At 58.1% G+C, this 22,112-nt stretch carries 14 protein-coding genes and 2 pseudogenes; 4 read left to right on the forward strand and 12 right to left on the reverse strand.

All coding sequences use genetic code 11. The features are described 5' to 3' along the window. Nucleotides 1-53: 53 nt before the first annotated feature. Nucleotides 54-2,579 carry a CehA/McbA family metallohydrolase gene (locus tag AC0L3S_RS31585; protein WP_259219413.1) on the reverse strand — a complete coding sequence of 842 codons (2,526 nt, stop codon included), beginning with the start codon at nt 2,577-2,579 and terminating at the stop codon, nt 54-56. Between the two features lie 643 nt (nt 2,580-3,222). Here AC0L3S_RS31585 and AC0L3S_RS31590 point away from each other — a divergent pair. Then, nucleotides 3,223-3,516, forward strand: a pseudogene (locus tag AC0L3S_RS31590) (IS256 family transposase); the annotation flags it as partial. Nucleotides 3,517-3,667: 151 nt separating this feature from the next. On the opposite strand, the pseudogene AC0L3S_RS31595 reads toward AC0L3S_RS31590, so the two are convergent. Further along, nucleotides 3,668-3,927 (reverse strand): annotated as a pseudogene (locus AC0L3S_RS31595) (IS256 family transposase); the annotation flags it as partial. Nucleotides 3,928-4,398: 471 nt separating this feature from the next. Between AC0L3S_RS31595 and AC0L3S_RS31600 the strand changes: the two are divergent. Then, a complete protein-coding gene (locus AC0L3S_RS31600) occupies nt 4,399-5,895 on the forward strand; it encodes an amidase (protein ID WP_259219409.1) in 1,497 nt (498 codons plus the stop codon). 578 nt (nt 5,896-6,473) lie between these two features. Here the strand turns inward: AC0L3S_RS31600 and AC0L3S_RS31605 are convergent. From AC0L3S_RS31605 to AC0L3S_RS31650, 10 genes are all read right to left on the reverse strand, one after another. Further along, nucleotides 6,474-7,520, reverse strand: coding sequence for a polyamine ABC transporter substrate-binding protein (locus tag AC0L3S_RS31605; RefSeq protein ID WP_259219408.1), 1,047 nt, complete (start codon nt 7,518-7,520; stop codon nt 6,474-6,476). Between the two features lie 1,171 nt (nt 7,521-8,691). Next, on the reverse strand, nt 8,692-9,690 hold the full coding sequence (locus AC0L3S_RS31610; RefSeq protein WP_259219407.1) for an MBL fold metallo-hydrolase: 999 nt from the start codon (nt 9,688-9,690) through the stop codon (nt 8,692-8,694). Nucleotides 9,691-9,950: 260 nt separating this feature from the next. Then, nucleotides 9,951-10,244 (reverse strand): hypothetical protein, encoded by a 294-nt coding sequence (locus AC0L3S_RS31615; protein ID WP_007590556.1) that lies wholly within the window; start codon nt 10,242-10,244, stop codon nt 9,951-9,953. Beyond that, the gene (tnpC, locus tag AC0L3S_RS31620; RefSeq protein WP_259219406.1) at nt 10,244-11,857 is read right to left on the reverse strand and encodes an IS66 family transposase; all 1,614 of its coding nucleotides are present in this window, start codon (nt 11,855-11,857) and stop codon (nt 10,244-10,246) included. Before tnpC ends, AC0L3S_RS31615 begins: the two co-directional genes overlap by 1 nt. Before the next feature lie 72 nt (nt 11,858-11,929). Continuing rightward, the gene (tnpB, locus tag AC0L3S_RS31625) at nt 11,930-12,277 is read right to left on the reverse strand and encodes an IS66 family insertion sequence element accessory protein TnpB (protein ID WP_007591027.1); all 348 of its coding nucleotides are present in this window, start codon (nt 12,275-12,277) and stop codon (nt 11,930-11,932) included. Then, complete coding sequence (tnpA, locus tag AC0L3S_RS31630; RefSeq protein ID WP_007591026.1) at nt 12,274-12,663, reverse strand: IS66-like element accessory protein TnpA; 390 nt, start codon at nt 12,661-12,663, stop codon at nt 12,274-12,276. The genes tnpB and tnpA overlap by 4 nt, the downstream gene beginning before the upstream one ends. Nucleotides 12,664-13,695: 1,032 nt before the next feature. Beyond that, on the reverse strand, nt 13,696-14,526 hold the full coding sequence (locus AC0L3S_RS31635; protein WP_259219405.1) for an ABC transporter permease: 831 nt from the start codon (nt 14,524-14,526) through the stop codon (nt 13,696-13,698). Between the two features lie 4 nt (nt 14,527-14,530). Continuing rightward, entirely contained in the window at nt 14,531-15,781 is a 1,251-nt protein-coding gene (locus AC0L3S_RS31640) for an ABC transporter permease (protein ID WP_259219403.1), read from the reverse strand. 76 nt (nt 15,782-15,857) lie between these two features. Then, nucleotides 15,858-16,919 carry an ABC transporter substrate-binding protein gene (locus AC0L3S_RS31645; RefSeq protein WP_259219401.1) on the reverse strand — a complete coding sequence of 354 codons (1,062 nt, stop codon included), beginning with the start codon at nt 16,917-16,919 and terminating at the stop codon, nt 15,858-15,860. Between the two features lie 74 nt (nt 16,920-16,993). Further along, the gene (locus tag AC0L3S_RS31650; RefSeq protein WP_259219399.1) at nt 16,994-18,088 is read right to left on the reverse strand and encodes an ABC transporter ATP-binding protein; all 1,095 of its coding nucleotides are present in this window, start codon (nt 18,086-18,088) and stop codon (nt 16,994-16,996) included. A 919-nt stretch (nt 18,089-19,007) separates the two neighbouring features. Here AC0L3S_RS31650 and AC0L3S_RS31655 point away from each other — a divergent pair. Both AC0L3S_RS31655 and AC0L3S_RS31660 read left to right on the forward strand, forming a co-directional pair. Further along, on the forward strand, nt 19,008-20,693 hold the full coding sequence (locus tag AC0L3S_RS31655) for an MFS transporter (RefSeq protein ID WP_259219398.1): 1,686 nt from the start codon (nt 19,008-19,010) through the stop codon (nt 20,691-20,693). Between the two features lie 1,125 nt (nt 20,694-21,818). Further along, nucleotides 21,819-22,106 (forward strand): hypothetical protein, encoded by a 288-nt coding sequence (locus AC0L3S_RS31660; protein WP_374762406.1) that lies wholly within the window; start codon nt 21,819-21,821, stop codon nt 22,104-22,106. Nucleotides 22,107-22,112: the final 6 nt, after the last annotated feature.

The raw sequence follows: 22,112 nt of genomic DNA on the forward strand, positions 1-22,112 counted from the left end.
TGAATGCCGTGGGGAGCGCTTACGAGTCGAAAGAGAAAATGACAATCAGTCGCTCACGAATGATGCGTCCCCGGAGAGTGGTGATGGTCAAGGCCGGCTTCATGGAACCGATTGTGCAGGCGCCGATATGCGGATTCCAATACTAGGCGCATCTGCTTTCTTCGTACCGAGTCAGCTCGTGTGCCTATTGAATCGATATAGGCCATCGTGCCCTCGATCTGTTCCAGTATCGTCAGTGCGTCGGCTGCCGCAAAGAATTGCGAACCCTCGACATGGATCATCACAGGCGAAGTGTGAGCAGCAATCATTTCCGGCTTGTCGTTATATTTCGCGCGGACAAGCAACGCGATCCAGGCGCTCTTGTTGATCTTGATCGACCAACTCCCTTGATCCTCGTCAGCCTTCACTGTCCGCGTTTCCCTGATCGTTCCGTTGACGATCAAATCGACCCTGGTCATGGGGATGACCACACTGGCAACTCGCCATGTCACATCGACTGACCCGCCCGATGCCGACATGTGGAGCGCTGCGCCCATTGGTCGGCCATCGACTTCGAACTCCACCAGCGGACCGAAAGTCACGAATGTCCTTGCGGATCTGACTGCTGCTGCCCATGACTGAAAGGTAAATTCGAGATCTGGACCAACGTACGCATAAGTTCGAACTGTTCCCACAGCATCCCGAGCACTCATCTTGTCAGTTCCGCCGACCGCAGCGACAAGGTAGCCGTTGTTCAGGAATCGATACCAATCGAGCAGCGAATAGGGATTGATTCCGCCGTAAAAATCGTCGTTTGAACACATCTCGACCGCGTGCGCTTCCCCAGCGACGATGGTTGCGGCATTCTCGAGGCGGGGATGTGGGAAATGAGGCAGGATCACGAGCCCCCCTTGGGCTCGGCATTGCTTCGCCCATTCTGTGAGAAGAACATCGACCGGATCGCCGATCGCTGACTCGTGAGGTCCGCCAGAGCAGAGTGGCATAATGATGCTGCCTTCGTAGCCCAATAACGAAATATGGCCCAGAATGTGCTGTCGATTCTCCGAGCCGACCCGAACGATATATTCCCCATCACCACCAGCCGCCCTGGAGCCGAATGTGCTCCTGCCATCAAAGTCGCCCACGTTCGTCATCAACTCTCCCCATTGGCTGGCAAGCAGGTTGATTACGTTGACTCCCTCGGCCGCGCCTTCGAGCATCGCGGTCGTCGGCGACAGGAAATGGACGTGTGTGTCAGCCGTGACCCACCCTTTTTCGCGCCAAAGAAGGACCTTGTCCAACTCAATGACAACGTCTTCGGTCGTCCCTGTAATGTTGATGATCGTCCGTACCGGCTTTACCTCAAACCCCTTTGTGACCTCGACGTAAACCTGGCCCAGAGGAAGATCAATGACGGTTTGGCCTGGTATATACGTGCAAGTATGGTCTCCGTGGCACAAACTCGCCGATCCCAGGTCCTCGAACCAGCGAGCGTTCGGGACGCGGTGGCGATCCAACGGTGCCAGGTATTCACCACTGCGTCCGTGGAAGTGCAATTTCGCCGGAATAGCGGTCCTGGTCTGGCTTTCGACGACGCGAAGCTTGACTCTCTGGACCGCGGGATCGACGCTCCGGATGCTCCAGCCAGCGACGGACATCTCATCGGCACTTTGAGGCACCCGGATTTTCGAGCCGTCGCGCAGATGGAAGGACGCTTCCGGATGCGCCGAATATTCGACGAGGACCTCATTTGGAGCTCTCACGGGTTGGAGATTCTGGCGCGAACTCGACCACTCCGTGTCCGGATAGATCAGATGCGGTCGCAGTGAAATCACCTGACCCAAGTCGAGTTGTACTGATTTCTCGATCTCCTCTGAATTATCGACAGGAAGCGTGATAACGGCCTTTTGTCTCGTGTTCCAAATAAGTGGATTCGAAGCCGTATCGGCCGTGGACACTCCCGAGACGAGGATGGCGCCGCCTCTTGGCTCGAATCTGAGCCGCGTAATAGGCTTTTGCGGTTGCGGGTTCTCGAATGCCCAAAGATAGTTGTTCCACGGTCCTCGGTCGCCCGAATAAGCGCGGGTCTGCCGATATCCCCAAGAGTCGCGTAGCGTTCCCTTGTCGCTATCTTGTGGCGCGGGACGGGGCTTTCTTGCAGGCACTGCTTCCGTGCAGCCCTCGCCATAAAAGGGATGGACGGGTCCAATTTGATGCCTGCGACGGATCTCTACGCGCTCTTCCGTGCCATCTTCGAAGCAGAAGACGTAAACCGCTTCAAGCGCGCCGAGCGCCACAGTGTTCTGCAGCGAGACGGTACCGATTTCATCCGGTCGAACGTCGGATGTGTGCAGGAAGATGAACCACCTTGCTGCAGTCGGAGTGATGTCCCACTCGACTGGGCGGTCCCGAATCAAAAGAGGGCCATTGACCTTGAATGGAATGCCCCACGCAACGCAATCGCCTTCGGGGGCATGTTGGAGCGCATTTCCCAGCTGGCCCGAAAGACTTCGATGCCTGAGGTCTTCGAATTTGCAAGTGCCACTCAGAGGAACAGGTGAGAAGAGAGGGGAGAATGGACCATCACGAAGAGCGGGCATAATTATCTAGATCCTCCAGGATGTACGCCGTGACACGCCCTCAACGATTGGATACAGAGCAATGAATGGATGCACCTTCGACGTCGAGCGGATAGAGCCTATTCGGCGGACCACCTGAGCGAGTAACGCGATCGGTCACGGTAGCGCGGGGTCTACGCCGGCCGGTGACTTTTCGAACTAAACTCGATGAAAGTCTCTGAATGCCTGCCATCTTGTCCCAGCAGATGCCGCCTCAAGCCGGCATACCATCCGTGGTCAACGGCGCCAGCAGGTCATCACGATCGAACAGCGCCGGATTCATCAACTCCTTCGAAAGTTGGTAGCCAAAAGTATAAGCGAGAGACGATGCAAATAGCCTGGAAAAACCATCCTTTGCCGCAGAAATCCTGCGAAATAACTCGCGTTTGTGCCTAGTTACAATCCTGTTCAGGGCCAAACCACTGTCGCCATCGGAGCAACAACGAGTGCGAGATACCTTATCTTTGCGCCCTCGCCGCGACCTGTAAGCTCTCTAAGCGATCTTGAGCTTACCTCCTCGGACCGGCCTCGCCGGTGGGCTGCACCGAGAGCGGGACCTTGTCCCGGATATTGACGGTCTTTGTTGCCGCTGTGGGAACGGCGGACCAGAAGTCTGCATGCGCTGTTGCCGCTTCTGTACCTGAGCGGTATATCGACCGGCAATTTCCAGGACGCGCTGATGGCCTCGCGAGGGAAGGATGCGTCGAACTTGTCGCCTGCGGTGGTCCCGGCTGATGGCCTAGTTGGCAAGGCGCGAGTACGAACGCTGGCAGAGGCGCGATTTGTCGACGCGACAACAGTCTACGTGTGGGCCGATGGCATCTTCGCCCGCATGGAAGATCACGGCGAATGCATGCTAGTACTGATCAGCGCGACAACGGAAGGCAAGAAGGAATTGATCGGCTTTAGGGTCGGCGTGCGAAAGAGCGCGCAGAGCTGGCGCGAGCTCCTGATCCTCGTCAGGCAGCGCGGATTGCAGATCGCCCGGAAATTGCCGTCGAGGACGGCGCGCTCGGCTTCTGGAAGGCGCTCGACGAGGTCTTTCCCGGCAGGCGTCGCCGGCGATGTCGCCCTCGGTCGCGAAACTTCGCCCGCGGGACCTCGACCCGACCAACGCCGGTCTGGAATCGTGGCGGACCATACCATGCCGCACGATAGGAGCGCGTCCGGCGGCAAGCTTCAAGTCCTTCCCCGTGGCGAGAGACCTCTCGAATTCGAGCTCGACAGCTCACGCCAGAAGCTACCGCGCACCACCACGCAGGACATTGGTCAGTGGATCGTCAATCTCGTCGGGCTGACGAAGCGGGACAATGCTGGTAGTCCCATTCATGGCGTATCGTTCTCCTTGAGGGCTCCGGCAGGCTTCGACACGTGCCTCGATACGTCCCTATTTTAGTCCGTCATCACCCCACTTTCCCGCATAGCTCTGCACCTCGCTCTTGTCGTCGAACAAAGACGAGTGCATGCTCGGGCGGTCGCATATACAGCGCCACGATTTCTTCGAACTTCTTGACTAATTTTCCATCGCGCGAAACCTTGAAGCGCCGCACGATGTGAAGCTTCAGGCCATTGGCAGGCCAGCAGCCCGCGACGCTAGTGGCACTGACACCAATTCGGTAGCCATGTTGCGCGTGCTCTAGTGCGTGGCAGCTCCGGGTTTGCTCTGCGGCGGCGCGCCAGGTCGACTCGCATCGGGCCCTCCACTCTGCTTCGTTAACGATGACCGTGCAAGAGTATACAAATTTCCTTTCAAGAACGAGGCACCCAGTTGGGTTGCACTTGCCGTCCGGGTACGTTGCCGATGGGCAGGCTGTTTGACTTGCACGGCGCGGCCAACACGGAGATGCATCGCATTCTGACGACGTCGACTCAACCAATTTCGTGCGGGATGGAGCATCGTAACGCCGCGTTCCCGCGGATCAGCGCCGACATTTACAGTTTTCGCGTGGCTGACTCGCCTACAATCCCTCGTTCTTTGCAGCCACAGGACGACGACATGAAAGAATTGACGGCGATCGAGGCAGCTCATCAGATCGCAGCAGGTCAATTGTCTAGCGAGACCTTTGTTCGCTCGTGCCTCGAGCGGGTTGAGCAGCTGGAGGCCGGCGTCCACGCGTGGGAACACCTCGATGCCGACCGAACGATTGCACAAGCCCGACTCGCGGATCGCGCTACAGTCCGCGGTCCACTGCATGGCGTGCCGTTGGCTATCAAGGACGTGATCGACACGGTGGATATGCCCACGACCTACGGCTCGCGCATCTATCGAGGACATCGGCCCGCAAACGATGCGACCTGCGTTGCACTCGCCCGGGCCGCCGGCGCGATCATTCTTGGTAAGACAGTTACGACGGAATTCGCGACCGGCACTCCGGGCAAAACGCGCAACCCACACAACCCGGCACATACGCCCGGAGGATCATCCAGCGGCTCTGCTGCTGCCGTCGGGTGCGGGATGGTGCCCTGGGCGTTCGGAACGCAAACATACGGGTCTACGATCCGGCCTGCCTCGTTCTGTGGTGTGGTGGGCTACAAGCCGACCTACGGCAAGGCTGATGTAACCGGTATCAAGACCCTGGCCGCCGGCCTCGACACACTAGGGCTGTTCGCCCGAAGCGTCCCGGACATTGCGCTGCTGGCTTCGGTTGTCACTGGTGGTCGCGTCGCCGCCGATCTTGCATCGGAGACGCCCCGCATTGGATTCTTGGACACTTCGTCATGGGGGACGCCCGATGCTACGACAGGGCAACTCCTCATCGACACCGTGAGACGCCTGGACGAGGCAGGAGCGCGAGTCCGCGATCTCTCTTCGCCGCCTGGCATGGCTTCATGGCTCGAGATCCAGGATGGGCTTTTCAGCTGGCAAGCGCTCCAGGCGTTCGCGTGGGAACGCCTCTTCCGGCGCGGCGAGCTCCAGCCAAAAACCCGCAGCATGTTCGAGCAGTACGAGCAGGCCGCCACGGCTGAGTCCTACGAAACCGCATTGGAACGAGCGCAGGAAGCGCGGGCGGGATGCGCCAACCTATTCACCGATTGCGATGTCTTGCTTGTGCCCGCTGCGGCTGGCGAGGCGCCCGAGGGCTTAGAATCCACGGGCGATGTGCGCTTCAATGGTGCCTGGTCGATGCTGCAACTGCCTTGCGTGACGGTGCCTATGGGCCGCGGCGCCGCGGGCCTACCAATCGGAGTACAATTGGTCGGCCCACGCGGCGAGGATGCGAAATTGCTGCGCGCCTCTCACTTCGTTGAGGCGTGTCTCGCGAGCACACGATTGACATTCAAAAGCACTCCTCGATAATCTACACTCGCCGAGGCTTGCACGCACGAGACAAGGAAGACGGTGGCAGAGGTGTAATGGCAGTTCGCGTACGATCTGGCAGGCTTTACCGATCCACGATCTCTATTGCCGGACCAACCTGAATCGCACGTCATTGGCCAAAAGCATCCTGCAGGCGCGCGTCACATACACCAAGTTGGCGCTCGAAGATATGTTGCGCTCTCGCTTCACGAGCTCGATCGGGCTTCAAAATCCCAGGAAGTGCGCCTGGAACGCGGAGCAGGAAGGCGGCACCAGAGCGAAGGTAACATCAACTGGCATTGTCTCAGCGATTCAAGCACTAGTGACGCGACATCATCGGCTGCCCAATTCCTGGTGCCGATTGAATTTCTTTGGCCGATAGCCCCTTTGTTTCGACGCTCACGGGTCCATCGATGTTCGTCCTCACGCTTACTCGGGCGCTTCACCCTGCTTCGTGACAACGACGTCAGTGCGAGAGTATTTAAGTTTCCACTATACCAGATTCCTTCGCTTGTCCGGCTGATGCCGCGAGGAGAATTCTCCCCGCGGCTGGGCTTTGGTCTCTTTGCTTCTCGGTCTTACTGCCCGAGCCAGCCGGCAAAGCGCTGGCGTATTTCATCGCCCTTCTCAGTCCAAAACGTTGCGTCAACCGGAATAGCTTCACCGACATCCGCAGGGGCATTCGAAAAGGGGCGGATTGCCGGATCAATGAGCGCGACCGCATCCTTGTTTGCCGGTGAGTAGGCCGTGTCGTCTGCGAGGTCGGCCTGGACCCGCGGCAAACCGGCGAAGGCCAGAAACTTGTAGGCATCCTCGAGATGTCGAGTGCCCTTAGGAATGACCAGAGCATTCCCGTTCACCATCGCGCCGTCCCACATAATCACGAAATGCTGGCCAGAGCTCTTGACAGCATCATAGACTCGGCCGTTCCAGGCTTGACTGATCACGACCTGACCATCGGCGAGAAGTTGCTGAGGCTGAGCTCCGGCGGTCCACCAGACGACGTCCTTCTTGATCGTGTCCAGCTTCTTGAAAGCACGGTCAAGTCCCTCGGGCGTGTTGAGGACCTTGTAGACATCCTTGGGAGGCACCCCGTCGGCCATCAGGGCCCATTCGAGATTGACCGCGGGACTCTTATAAAGTCCCCTCTTGCCAGGGAAGGTCTTCAGATCGAAAAAATCGGCGATGGTCTTCGGGCCATTCGGCAGCTTGACCTTGTCATAAGCGACGACGTTACCAGAGAAGTGGGTCGGGACTCCACAGTCCGCGTGGTCGCCCCCCTGGAAGTTGGTCCGGTCGAGGCCAAGCTTCTTCCAATCGATCATTTCAATGGTCCCCTCGGCGCACAATAACTTGGCTTGAGCCTCGGTGACCACCACCACATCCCAAATCACGGTATTCGTGTCGACCATCGCCCGGATTTTGGCATTGCCGAAATCGTACTCGGCTTCAGTGATCTTGATCCCGCTATTCTTTGTGAAGGGATCGAACGCGTCCTTCCGCAGGGCCTTCGCCCACGATCCGCCCCCGTGGGTGACCGTGAGCTGATCGGCCGCAAAGGCCGATTTCATTGGCGCAAGCGCACCCGCTGCTAGGCCGATTGCGGCCAAAGCGCTGGTGATCATTACTACCTTTCTCATTATCCTTTTCCTCCGTCACCAAGTCTCCCGGGATGGGAGACCCCATTGCATTTGGCCGCTTCCCTAATTTGAAAGTCGTCGTCATGGTTTGTCGAGCGCCCGAGAACTCGGTTTTCCGACCTATGATGATCACCGCGCGAAGCTCGACTTGCACCGCTCAGGCCCGCAATGAAAGCACCGTCGGCTGGCCGATCGCCTCGATTGGTCGCCACCGCCTGCACGTTCTCGGCTCCCGGAATCTCACGCCCATGTCGCATGTGGCGGCATGTTATTGATCAATGCCCTGCCACTAGGACCAAGCCTTGGGTGGGCGGCTCGAAATCGGCGAGCCAAGGCCCTCGATAGCGCCTGGCATGGTCCCGTATCGTCCTCCGTGCATCTGGCACTTCCATCTCTGCGGCGCTCGCCGACGACCAGATCACGATCTTTTTCTTGACCATTGCAACAGTTTGAGTCATGGCGAGGACCCATAGACCTTCATTAGGCACTTGCGGTTGGTTAACTGTTTCCTCACCTGTTCTCTTGAATCCGCGACCTCTTGGATTCGCAGGCGGCTCTATGTTTCTCGAAAAATTGTATCGGGCTCATGATGATGAATTTCACCAATCTGGCTCATTGAAAAGCCGAAATCCTGCGCCGCCTAAAGCGAATATGTTGGTTGCGTCAGTCGCACTTCAGCCGAGGAGATAGTTGACACCAACCCGCAACATGGGAAGCGCTTTTCCGGCGAAAAGGGAGCTGAGCACGGGCAAGCACGCTATCGCAGCCGACTGCGATCGACCGTTTTTGGCCGGTTAGCCGACCCGCCGGATGGCCCCTTCGCCCAACCTCAAGGCGGCTATCAACCGTTTCGATCGCTTCTATCTCCTCGTCCTTGATGATCTTGCCTACGTCATCAGGACCAGGCCCGAGACCACGTGCTGTTCGAGCCACGATATCGGCTATCTTCGACAGCGCGATCGGCCCTTAGCGCTCGGCTCGCGCCCGATGGCACTCTCTTGATTACCGGCTTCGATCGGCCGCCTCACCCGAACTCTCGATTTCGAGGACGCCAAAAAATCATGCGGCGTAGAATTGAACCCGGTCGTAAGAAGCGCTGTCGCTGTGGCCACCCGTCCCCGCCACATATGATACGCCCCTCGTTGTCCCCCAGCGGCTAGGAAAGAGAATCGAATTTGAATGCATCACCTTGCCTGCGGATCCACCCGGCCGTCGGAAAATGCGAATTAATAATCAGCACAGGTCTTTCGGCATATGTCTCCAAAAAGTTGCGCCGCGTGCGCCGCGCAAGCTCGCCGTCGATGCAGAAGCAACTATTGAACTCGGGCTGGGCGTATTGCAGCGCTGTATGGGCGATGTCACCGCCAATCACCGCCTCTGCGCCCGCAGAGCGGACATGCACACAGACATGTCCCGGCGTATGCCCGGGACTTGGCACAAGTGCGACTTGATCGTTGACGACGTGGTCGATGGCGACGAAGTCAACGAGATCGCTATCAATCACAGGTAGTATACTATCCTCAAAGAATGGGTCGGTCGTGTAACGATCGCGTAGCTCGCGAATGCGCCAATGATCCCATTCTTCGCGCACGAAAAGATAACGAGCTTTTGGGAAAGTCGGTACCCAGCAATTATTCACAAGGCGCGTGTTGCAGCCGACATGATCGAGGTGCATGTGGGTGAATAGCACCACATCAATGTCGTCCGGTTGATAGCCTATAGCGGCAAGGTTCTCGATGAAGGGCCAGTTCTTCATATGATACCAAGGCTTTTGCGGCCGTGTTTTGTCATTGCCAGTAGACGTGTCTACCAGCAGGACATGGGAATTCGTCTGGATGAGAAAACTTTGGTGCGACGTTATGAGCATCCCATTTGCCGGATCGAGATGTACCGGTTCAAGCCAGTGCCGGTGCGGATTGACGAGTTCTGGCCGCATACCGGGATAAAGAGATTCCGGTGCTGCGCGCGATTCAAATTCCAAAATGCGACTGATTTTCACCTCGCCAACAGTCCATGACACAATCACGGCAATAACCTTGCAACATATGGATTCATTGACCACTATTTTATCCAATAGCTGCCCTGCTGACTCCCCAGATGAGCCGCGTTTACGATGAAATCCCGCGTCTTTGTTGCCTTCTTCGATGGATTTCACCCTTCCATTATGAACGACATAGCGGCCACGCTGTGCTTTCCATCCGACTTAGCTGCGGACAAAGCGGGGGAGTTCATCACCTTGTAAGTCGGATTTGCTCCGTGCAACCTGATGAGCGGCTCTATCTCAACTTCGAAGTCGTAAAGCCATGACTCCGGCGCCTTCAATGTCAAAGGCCGTTCGATTATCCGACAGTGACGCGCGATCAATTCGTAACCCTACGCGGTAGGCCGCAGCGCGCTGATCTTTCCAGTTAACCGTTAGAGCTCGTCGGACTCCTCGGTTTTCGGCTTCATCGTCGCAGCGAGCACTTGGCGGCGTTTTTCGATGATGCTAGGGTCCTCTTTGTGGATTGCGATCAGCTCTTTGAGGTTCTCGATCCCCTCATCGGTGAACGCCATCACCCCATCTTCACCGACGCCCACGACCCATAGCTGGCCATCCTCGGGGTCCATTTCTTCGGCGACCTCGAACAGCCATTCCTCGTCTTCTCCAAGCATCTCGGCGACATGGCCGAGGGTAAACACGTGGCTGACTTTGTTGACGGGCCCCATCAAGCCGCCTGCGCCGCAAGGCCTTGCTGTTGCGCAATCTTCCAGTTCCAGGGCAGCAGCTCATCGAGCCTGTGGGCGGGGTGGATGGCGATGCGAGCGAGTACATCGGCAAGCCAGACCTGAGGATCGACGTCGTTCATCTTCGCAGAGACGATGAGGCTATACATGGCGGCGGCACGACGCCCTCCGCGGTCGGACCCGCAGAATAACCAAGACTTTCTGCCCAATGCGATGCCGCGCAGCGCTCTTTCGGCGGCGTTGTTCGAGAGACAGACGCGGCCATCGTCGAGGAAGCGTGTGAAGGAGCCCCAGCGCTTGAACATGTAGTTCATGGCCTTGGCCAGATCGTGACCGCGGGAGAGCTTGGCGCACTGCTCACGCATATAGGCTTCCAGATCGGCAACCAACGGAGCGCTCTGCGCCTGGCGGACAGCCTCTCGGTGGTCGGCGCCTTGGCCATTGATCGTGCGCTCGATTGCGAAGAGGGCGTCGATGCGACGCACGATCTCGATCGCAATCGGCGAGAGGGCGATCTCCTTCTTGCCAGCAGCCTTACGTCGCGCGTTTTCCTCAAGATCCGCCATGGCGAAGAACGGGCGCCGGGCATGCACCCAACAGGCCGCCTCCCTGATAGGCCCAGGACTTCGCGGGGGCTCGTAGAGTTTGGTGTATCCGCCGAAGGCGTCGGCCTGCAGGATACCGCTATAGTTGGCCAGATGCGCCTGCGGATGCTCGCCCCTTCGATCGCGCGAGTAATAGAACATTGCCGCCGACGGATCTGAGCCGCCGAAGGGGCGGTCGTCCTTTACATAGACCCAGCATCGAGCGACATCGCACTTGCCCAAGGCCAGCACGGGCACGGTGGTGTCGTCGCCGTGGAGGCGTTCGGATGCCATGACGTGGGCTTCCAACAGACGCAACAGCGGCTCCAATACCGTGCAGCACGCTCCGACGGCGTCGGCTGCGGTCGACAGACTGATCGGCACGCCTTCCAACGCGTAACGCTCGGTTTGCCGGTTCAGAGGCTGATGCTGGCCGAACTTCTCATAGAGCAGCATGGCCAGCAGGCTCGGCCCCGCCCACCCTCGCGGGATCACATGGAATGGCGCCGGTGCCTGGCTGATCTTCTCGCAGTCGCGGCAAGAGAACTTCTCGCGCACCGTCTCGATTACCTTCCACTGACGCGGCACCGATTCCAGCGTTCGGGTCACATCTTCGCCGAGCTTGCGCAAGCGATTGCCGCCGCAGCATTCGCACGCCGTCGGCGGATCGATCACCACCCGCTCGCGCGGAAGGTGGTCTGGGAACGTGTTGCGCTCAGCGCGCTTGCGCGTAAATCCGTCAACCGTAGTCGTTTTGGCGACTGCCTGCTCCGCCGCCAATTCGTCTTCCGTCGCGTTAGCTTCCAATTCTTCGAAGGTAAGCGCCAGCTGGTCGATCAACCGCGCCGAGCGCTCCGATTTCTGGCCGTAAACCTGGCGCTCGAGCTTCGCTATCCGCAAGGTCTGCTGCACAATCAGCGCGGCGTCCTCCGACGCCTTTGCCCGCGCTACCGCCAGCTCCGCTTTCAGCGCGGCGTTTTCTTCGGCAAGAGCGGCGCGATCAGCATCCATGAGACGAAGTGAATCATAGTTTTAGTGATTTGCGGCACCCCAAAATACGCGGGTTTCCACATTTTTCTTCGCTCATCCCGCCCTTGTCGGCCGCCACGTCAGTTGTGGATTGCGCCAATCGATCCCTTCGAGCATGTACGCCATCTGCGCCGCCGAGATCGACACCGCGTCACCTGACGCCGAAGGCCAGATGAACTTTCCGCGATCCAAGCGTTTCGCATAGAGCGACAGCCCGATCCCGTCATGCCAGAGGATCTTTGCCAAATCGCCACGCCGGCCTCGGAAGATATAGAGATCTCCGGCGTGGGGATCCCGCTTCAGGCTCTCCTGAACCTGCAAAGCCAGACCCTGCATGCCGCGACGCATGTCGGTGTGGCCGGTTGCGATCCAGACTCTGACGCCACCCGGTATCGGGATCATCGCCGGCTCAGAACATCAAGGACCCGCCCCAACGCGTCAGCATCGACGTTCTCGTCAACGCTGACACGCTTGCCGCCACCGAGTTCGATCTCGATCAGGCCCCGGCGCCTCCGGGGCGAAATCACCGCTGGGGCTTCAATCGATGGAACGCTTTCGGTCGCACCCGGGGTGAGCTGAACAGGGACAAGCTTCGGTCCCGCCGAAACGACACTCGCCAGGCGCGCCCGCCGCCGCCACGTGAACACCAAACTCGTCGAAATGCCGTGCCGCCGCGCGATCTCCGTCACAACCGCGCCGGGCGCCAGCGTCTCTTCGATGATCCGCATCTTATCGTCGCGAGACCAGCGACGACGACGCTCAACCCCGCCCAGGACCTCTACCCGCATCTACCGACCTTAAGGCTAGCCTTAAAGCTAGATCCTCGTCGGATACCTGCAACTCAACAAGGCGGCCCACCCCGGAGGAATACATCAATTCTGCAACCGCGGCCGGATCACCAACCAGATGAATCCGATCTTCGTCGCGGTATCGCTGACGCTGCTGTCGACCGTGCTAGGCGCATTCGGCCTCAGCGTGACAAACTTTTCCTAGCGAACAGCGGCGATAACCGTTCTGATCTCGCCCATCATCGTGGCGAACTCCGGTCGGGGTGTTTTTTCATGCCAATGTCGGATTGCTCAACAGCTATGGCCTCGAGAAAATGACGTCCGGGCGTTCACCGACTTCGGAATCGAAACCTCAGTGAGCGGATCAGGTTCTAGGCGAGAACCCTGGACTGCTTGAGCGTAACCCTGCGGCCCACGCCGAATGCATAGCGATGACACGCATATCTGAAGATATCGAGTGGCTGGCTGGCCACTTTCAGCCGTAGTCGCCGAACGTTGAGAGGCCGCCGGCTGCTGCGGACGGGCGAGTGCCCGGCGAGCCAAGGCAGCGCCTATGAGTCGGCCGCGTCCATTATCACGCGCACGCTGGGTCCGTTTTGAGCTGGATAGATTACCGATAATCACGAAGTCGCCGTGCCTGAATTTGGATTATGTAGATATGTCCGCTCTCGGAGCAGACAACAGGAAGCCTTCATCGACATAGTAAGGCGCACAAATCCTCCCGGAACCCTGAACACTGGCCGCTGGAGAGATCGTTATGGATGTCGATAATGGTCTACGCGGTAGCCGTTTGGATCGCTTCAAGGAGGTGCTGTGGCAAAGCCGGACCAGACGAAGTCATGGTCCGGAAGGGCAGACGGTTCAGCGAGCTGAACCGACCACCTCACCTCCTCCGGTAACGGAAAGGCTTCTTCCGTCCATTTTGCTCGTGACGGACCCTGTCGATTTGCCGCGAGAGTCAGCAGCTCAAGTCAAATGCCCCGGAAGGTTTCCGAATTGGCGCGGCACGGTCTCGACCTCCGGCAGAGACCGTCAGGTATTTCTGATACCGCGCAGGCGCTCCGAACGTGCGCGGAGCAGTTCGACGGAGAGCAGCACGGCAGTGGTGAGCAGGATCAGCACGGTGGCGGCGGCGACGATCGTCGGGCTAACTTCCTCGCGGATGCCTGAAAACATCACCATTGGCAACGTACGCTGTTCGGGACCAGCGATGAAGAGCGCAATAACTAGCTCGTCGAAGGAGGTCAGGAAGGCGAAGAGCGCGCCTGAGACCAGGCCCGGTAGGATCAGCGGTAGGACGATATTGAAAAATATAGTAATTGGCCGTGCGCCAAGGCCAGCGGCTGCGCGAGTCAGTGAATGATCGAAACCTGTCAGTGTTGCAGTCACGGTGATGACTACGAAGGGCGAAGCCAGGATGGTGTGCGCCAGAATCAGCCCGACATAACTGTGAAGCAACCCAATTTGCGCATAGAAGAAATACAGGGCAACCGACGTGATCACCACCGGTACGATAATGGGTGTGATCAACAAGCCCATCACCGCTGCACGCCAGGGGAAATTGGTTCGACTGAGCCCCAATGCTGCCAGTGTGCCCAATGTGGTCGATAGCAGCGTGACCGCCAGCGCGATAGAAGTCGATGCATGCAGCGCGTGCTGCCAACGCTCGGTGAGAAAGAATTCCTCATACCAGCGTAGCGATAGGCCTGGCATTGGGTAACTGAAGAAAGGAATAGAATTGAATGATAGTGGAATAATCGTGAAAATCGGCGAGATCAATAGCAGCAGGATTGCACCGCAAATCAGCCGGTGCAGGTAGTACCAGCCCCTCTCAACCGGAGTGGCGTAAACCGAAACGGCCATCTTCTTATCCCATCTTCAACTGGTCGGCGCCGACCAACTTGCTATAGACATAGTAGAGTAAAAGGGTTGCCGTCAGCAGAATGGCGCTCAGCGCTGAGGCCATCCCCCAATTAAGCTGTTCGTTTGTGTAGGAGGCTATGAAAGAGCTAACCATTTGGTCAGCCGGCCCTCCGACAAGCGCAGGGGTTATGTAGTAGCCTAGACACAGAATGAACGTCAAAAGGCAGCCCGCGGCTATGCCCGGCAAGGTTTGCGGAAAATAGATCATCCAAAAGGCGTAGAACGGACCAGCGCCGAGCGAGCGAGCTGCGCGCAAATAGCTGGGCGAAATCGTTTTCATGACGCTGAAGATAGGAAGCAGCGTGAAAGGCAGCTGGATATGGGTCATGGCCACGATCGTCCCGACTCGATTGTAGATGAGCTCGGCAGGCTGCGAAATTACATGCAACGCCATCAGTATTTCGTTGACCACTCCGTTCTGCTGCAGGAGGATGACCCACGCGGTGGTACGCACCAACACCGATGTCCACAGCGGCAGCAGGATTAGGATTAGCAGTAGATTTGCGACTTTAGGCGGCAAAGTCGCCATGAGATGAGCGACTGGGAAGCCAAGCAGCAGGGTCGCGATGGTCACACCGATGCTGATGCCGAACGTACGCAGGAAGATATCGCGGAAGATTGCGTTTTCTGGCGGTACGGGAACGATCTGGCTGTTTGAACCGTACTGGTAATCGAGTGAGCGCAGCAGGTAAAAGGCCGTATAGGCTGAGCTTCCGCGCGTCAGCAGGCTCCAGACGTCGAGCCGCCCCCAAAGCGGATTAATCTGGATCATGGCCTCCTTATAGGGGCCGACGGAAAGCGTGCTCGCCTTGCGAGCGCTCGACAAAACCTCGCTGAGGGCGCCTGGCAGCTCATAGTTCATCCGTTGACCAATCCGGGCTATAGTCTTTTGCGCCAACGCCGCCTTGAGGTCTCTGGCGAGAGCGGCGTAGACGGTCTCCTCGGGCAGGTCCTTGCCGTCCCATTCTCTTAGCGCGGTCATCGTCTGTGGCATCAGAGTCACCAGCGTGTCGTCATGAACCGCGCCGAACATCATTCGGCCGATCGGCAGTACCAAACCCACCAGCACTAGAAGCAGGAGCGGCAGAACGAGGATGAAGGCTTTGAACTTCTGCTGGCCCTCGACAGATCGCAATTTGCGACGCAGAGAAATGCTTCCAGAGCCGTCGCCGATTTGAACGCCGGTCATTGACATTGACTAGATTCCTTTGATTGTCCGGCTGATGCTACAAGGAGAAGCCTCCCTGCGGCGAAGTCTTTGCTTCTCGGCCTTACTGCGCGAGCCACCGCGTAAATCGCTCGCGAATTTCATCGCCTTTCGCGGCCCAAAATGCTGCGTCGACCGGAATAGCTTCAGTGACGCTCTCGGGGGCATTTAAGAACGATACGATCGCCGGATCAACCAGCGCGACTGCGTCCTTGTTTGCCGGCGGGTTGGCGGTGTCGTTCGCGATGTCTGCCTGGACCCGGGGCGAACCGGCGAAAGCCAGGAACTTGTAGGCATCCTGCAGATGCCGAGCGCCCCTGGGAATTACCCAAGCATTCCCGTTTACCATGGCCGCATCCCACATAATTACGAAGTGCTGGCCGGCGTTCTGGACCGCGTCAAAGATTCTGTTGCCCCAGGCTTGGCTCATGACGACCTGACCATCGGCGAGAAGCTGCTGTGGCTGAGCTCCGGCCGTCCACCAGACGACGTCCTTCTTGATTGTGTCGAGCTTTCTGAAGGCGCGGTCGAGTCCCTCGGGTGTGTTGAGGATCTTGTAGATATCCTTGGCAGGTACTCCGTCGGCTATCAGGGCCCATTCGAGATTGATGTCGGGACTCTTATAAAGTCCCCTCTTGCCGGGGAAGGTCTTCAGATCGAAAAAATCAGCGATGGTCTTCGGACCGTTGGGCAGCTTGTCCTTGTCAAAAGCGATGACGTTCCCAGAGGCATTGCTCGGGACCGCACAGTCCGCGTAGTCGGCCCCCTGGAACTTGGCCCGGTCGAGGCCAAGCTTCTTCCAATCAATCGTCTCGATGTTACCCTCGGCGCACAATCGCGTGGCTTGAGACGCCGTCACCAAGACCACATCCCAAATCACGGTATTCGTGTCAACCATGGCGCGGATTTTCGCAGTGTTGTAATCATATTCAGCTTCAGTGATCTTGATCCCGCTATTCTTTGTGAAGGGATCGAACGCGTTTTTGCGCAGAACCTTGCCGAACGATCCGCCTCCGTGGGTGATCGTGAGCTGATCGGCCGCGAAGGCCGACTTCGTTGGCACAAGCGTACTCGCGGCTAGGCCGAGTGCGGCCAAAGCGCATGTAATCAACAGTGGCTTTCCCATTATCCCTCCCCTTACGAGGTCTCCCGTGACGAGGACCTCATTGCACTTGCCCGCATTCCTAAATTGGAAGGCCGTCATGGTGTATCGAGCGCTCGACAATCCTCGGTTTTCCAGCCGATGGTGATTACCGCCCCAGGCTCAACCTGCACCGTGCCTTCCGAATTCGGCAATTTGACTACAAAATCATCATGGCCGCAGACCGAAATTCGGGTTCGCACGTGATCACCCAGATAGATCACCTCTCCGACTTGCGCGCTGAAGATGTTGGGAAGCGAGCCTGGCGCCGGGTTCAACTTCACCCGCTCCGGCCGCAATGACAGCACCGTCGGTTGGCCAATCGCTTCGACATTGATGGCCAGAGCCTGCACGTTGCCGGCTCCCGGAATCTCCACGCTGCAAGTCGCACCATTCATCGCCACGATCTTGCCGCGCAGCCGATTGTTCTCGCCGATGAACTGGGCGACGAAAGCGTTCTGCGGACGTTCGTAAAGCTCGGCCGGCGCGGCCAGTTGCTGGACGTTTCCGTCGTTGAACACGGCTATGCGGTCGGACATGGTCAATGCCTCGCTTTGATCATGTGTCACATAGACCACCGTCACGCCGAGATCCTCGTGGATGTGCTTGATCTCGAGCTGCATGTGTTCGCGCAGTTGCTTGTCCAGCGCGCCGAGCGGCTCATCCATCAGCACAAGCTTGGGATCGAAGACGAGCGCACGGGCAAGCGCGACGCGCTGTTGCTGGCCACCGGAAAGCTGTCCGGGCCGGCGGCCGCCATAGCCGCCGAGCCGGACCATGTCGAGCGCACGCTTGATCCTGGCCTCTCTCTCCGACTTGCCGAGCTTACGTACCTTGAGCGGGAAAGCGAGGTTCTCCTCCACAGTCATATGAGGAAACAGCGCGTAATTCTGGAACACCATACCAATGTCGCGCTTGTGCGGGGGCGTGTTATTGATCGAGCGCCCCGCCAGCAGGATTGAGCCACGCGTGGGCGCCTCGAAACCTGCGAGCATCATCAGCGTTGTCGTTTTGCCCGAGCCGGAGGGCCCTAACATCGTCAGAAACTCACCGCGGGGAATGTCCAAATCGAGATTCTTAACGACAAGCGTCTCGCCGTCGTAGGTCTTCTGAACGCCGGAAAATTCCACAAAGGCATCGTTCGTGCCTGGCATCGATATTGTTTCCTTCCCGGTGCAACCCGATCCTTCCGGCGCTGCAGCGTCCAACGAGGACTTCACCAGAATACTTTTGTTTACGGATTGTAGTTCTTTGCGCGCGCGATCCGCCCCGCGCGGACAGACAGCTATGACTCCATTCGATTCTCCTGCCAAACCTGCGCTCCTTCCAAACAGCGTTTCCGTTCCGCGCGCCTGCGGCTCAGACTATTTTTATGTTTGCGAAGTACTATCGGGCTACTTAAGCCGAGTTCCATTAATGTGATCCATCCAGCAGCCGAAATCCTGCGCCAGCTCGGCTGAATGCGAAGTTCTATGGCAAAGGCCCTTTAGCGCGACGCAAAATAGTGAAGATTGGCGCAAGGCCGGACAACTCTTTCATCCAACCGGAGCAGCTGAGGCTCAATCCAGCCCACCTGCCCCAAGCGCGGCTTTTCCTCGCTCATTCGAGTAAAACGCCAAAAACCGTTCTACCGATTTCTATAGAATGCTCAATTGACGATGCTTTGATGGAATTCGCAAACCAGCTTCGAAGCAGCCCAAAATATTGCCGCTCTCCAAATTATCGAGAACATGCAGCCCTTAAAAAATTGGCGGCGGCCCAACTACGGGCCCGCTGACACATCAGCTGCCGTTTCGCAATCGGGCGCGGCAAGCTACATTCTGCTGTCTTATCGCGGCTTGCATCAAGTTCGGGATCGATGTCGGGAAGGGAGAGAATACACGATCACCGGTTTTGCTAAGCGGCCGCTACGCTGGGTTGACATCAGTGGCATATCCCAGGGACTAAATGGACGCCGGGCGGTATCGTTGACGCTTAGCCTTGCAGGACCAACGTCAGTTTCCCTCGCGCGCTCGCCAGAGGGCGAGCTTCGGACTCCATCTTCGATTGTTCGGCGGTGAGGCAGGAATCAAAATGACCGACTCTCCCAAGCTTTCGACGTTCAAGGCCGAAGGGATCACTGCGCCGTTCCGCTATGCCACGTTCCGTCGCATCTGGCTCGCAAGCCTGCTTTCAAATTTGGGCGCACTGGTTCGGGGCGTCGGCGCGGCATGGGCGATGACCCAAATGACGTCATCAGCCGACAAAGTCGCGCTCGTCCAGACCGCATTGTTGCTGCCCGTTATGCTGATCTCTATGCCAGCCGGTGCGATCGCCGACATGTACAATCGGCGCGTGGTGATGCTCGTCTCCTTGGGCATCTCGCTCGCGGGTGCGACCACCCTAACTGCGCTCGCCTGGCTCGGGCTGGTCACACCGGATTTGTTGTTGGTATTATGTTTCGTGATCGGCAGCGGGATCGCCTTGATGGATCCTGCCTGGCAGTCCTCCGTCAGCGAGCAGGTGCCTTCAGAATCACTCCCGGCAGCGGTCGCGCTGAACAGCATCAGCTACAATATCGCACGCAGCGTAGGACCAGCGATCGGCGGCATTGTGGTTGCGACCGCAGGCGCGGTAGCTTCCTTCGCTTTGAACGCTTTTCTATATCTTCCGCTGATTGCGGCGCTATTCTTGTGGCGACGAACTTCAGAACCTTCGCATCTTCCCCCGGAAAAGCTAAATCGGGCCATGGTTTCGGGGGTCCGTTACATCGCGAATTCGCCTTCGATTAAAATCGTTCTGGTCCGCTCCATGATTACCGGCGTGATTGGTGGCGCCATTATAGCACTGATGCCGCTGGTGGCGCGCGATCTCCTCGGCGGCGATGCCCAGACCTACGGGATTACGCTCAGCGCATTCGGTTTGGGGGCAGTGATCGGAGCGCTGAATTTGCCTGAAGTGCGGAAGCGTATGAGCGGAGAGGCAGCGATCCGCGCCTGTGCACTGTCGATGGGTGGCGCGCTTGCCGCAGTAGCTCTCAGCCGCGAGTTGATCTTGACATCGGTCGCGCTTATCCTCGCGGGCGCCGTGTGGATGTTGGCGTGGGCGCTGTTCAATATCGGGGTACAATTATCGGCGCCGCGCTGGGTGGCAGGACGCTCGCTCGCGGCGTACCAGGCGGCTAGCTCAGGTGGAATTGCCGTCGGTAGCTGGGGATGGGGACACCTGACCGATGCCGCCGGCGTCGAATCGGCACTCTTGATATCAGCCGGCCTGATGTTCATTTCTCCGCTGTTTGGGCTATGGCTCCGTATGCCCCGCATCAACGCGCGAAGCGAGGACGCCGAGGCGTTAGCGCATCCTGAGGTTCGGCTCCCTTTGACCGATCGTAGTGGACCGCTTGTCATAGAGATCGAATATCGCGTGTCACAAGAGAACGCGCGCGCTTTTCACAATGTGATGCAGGATGTGCAGCTGTTCCGAAAACGGAACGGCGCCTATGGTTGGTCCATTGCACGCGACATTGCCGATCCTGAACTATGGACCGAGCGCTACCATTGTCCCACATGGCTTGATTATCTGCGTCAACGCAACCGCTCCACCCACTCCGAACGGGCGCTTGATCATCAAGCTGCGTCCTTCCACATCGGTCCGGATCCCGTGCGCGTCCGTCGGATGCTCGAGCGCCCGTTCGGATCGGTGCGGTGGAAGGACGACGTGCCCGACCGCGCCGCCAATGACGTGTTGTTTGGTGATTATAAGCGGAGCCGAACTCCCTAGTAGAAGTAGTCATTCCGTGTAAGCTTTTCTACGCCAAGCCGGCAGGTGTCATCCACGTCTAAGGTCGGCAAGCGAATGACGTTTTCCAGGAATACGAGAAATGCGCCGGGTCGGCTTCAGCTTAATCTGGAGCTGCGTGTGGGCTGCTAGCCACGACCATGGTTAGCTGCCTCACTTCTGCAAAAAAGGCAGTGTCGACGCGAACTCCGCAACAACGCTGGCTTCCGAAGCGCGTCCTTTCTGGCTTCTATCGGAGGTCAGGCTTACTTTCTGAGGCGGCTGAAGCTTCGCACAACCAACTTGGGGAAGGGCGATAAAAAAGGGGGCCACTCCCGAAGGAATGGCCCCCTAAGTCAGGGAGGAAATGCCCCCCAAGGGAGGCCTCTGGGAATCAGGCCGCAGCCTGTTCGATCGGTGAAAAAAGACAGCCGGGGAGGCTCGGCCACGGCCTTACAAATCAGCTGGCCCCCGATAGACATTCAGGCCTGCGCGCCAATGGGGATTTTCAAGCTCGGATGCACGAGTCTTGTCAGCCAGAGCCAAATCGAACGACAGATTGGCGCTATTCAGAGCCTCGCGCGACGTGAGCGATAGAGGCCCAAGGATATATTGCCTACGCAGCAATGGACGACGCCATCCACGTCCTAGGTGGAATTTGCGTCCGTCGGCGCATGGGAAGCATTCGCTTTCGTCGACAGCAACCTCGACGAGGACCGATCTTGGGATTGAACTCATATGCTGATCTCCGGACTGGATGTCCCTTATAATCAAAAAAGCGGGATTAACTTGCCACGTAGGACGATGAATGGCGCAGACTTTCGGCAACTTTTGTGCCTGCGCGCAGAATTCCAGAGGAGACACAAATAGGCGGCAGATCAGCCGAATCGAGAGTGTTTGCCGCCTATGCTTTCGCGGCGTGCCGACCTTTTTCGAGCGCTCGCTTTGGCTGCCAAAGAAGTCCACGAACAAACGCGCGCCGGCTTAAAGACGGCGCATGTACCTGCAGTGTGATATTTGCGGTAAAGCTCTCGATCAATATGATCACCTGCGCGAGCCCGTCGTCATTGAGGCTCCGACGCCTGTGCCTGCTGCGGTGGATCGCGGCTGGCCAAGATCGGTGAGGATGTGAATAGGACGTTGGAGGAGATCCCGCGCCGCTTCAAGCTGATCGAGACGGTGCCCAAGAAGTTCACCTGCGCGATTACGAGAAGATCAGTCAGCCGCCTGCACAAGCCGCGCGGCTTCATCGGCCCACAATTGCTGGCGACGATCCCATTCGACAAGTTCGGCTTGCATATCACGCTCAACCGCCAGAGTGCGCGCTTCAGTGCGAGGGGATCGACCTACCATTGTTCGAAGCTGGCCGACCAGGTCGGCCACTGGACCTTCGCCGTCTCCCGCTCTTCTACTTGATCGAAT

The organism is Bradyrhizobium sp. Ken01, from assembly GCF_055807355.1.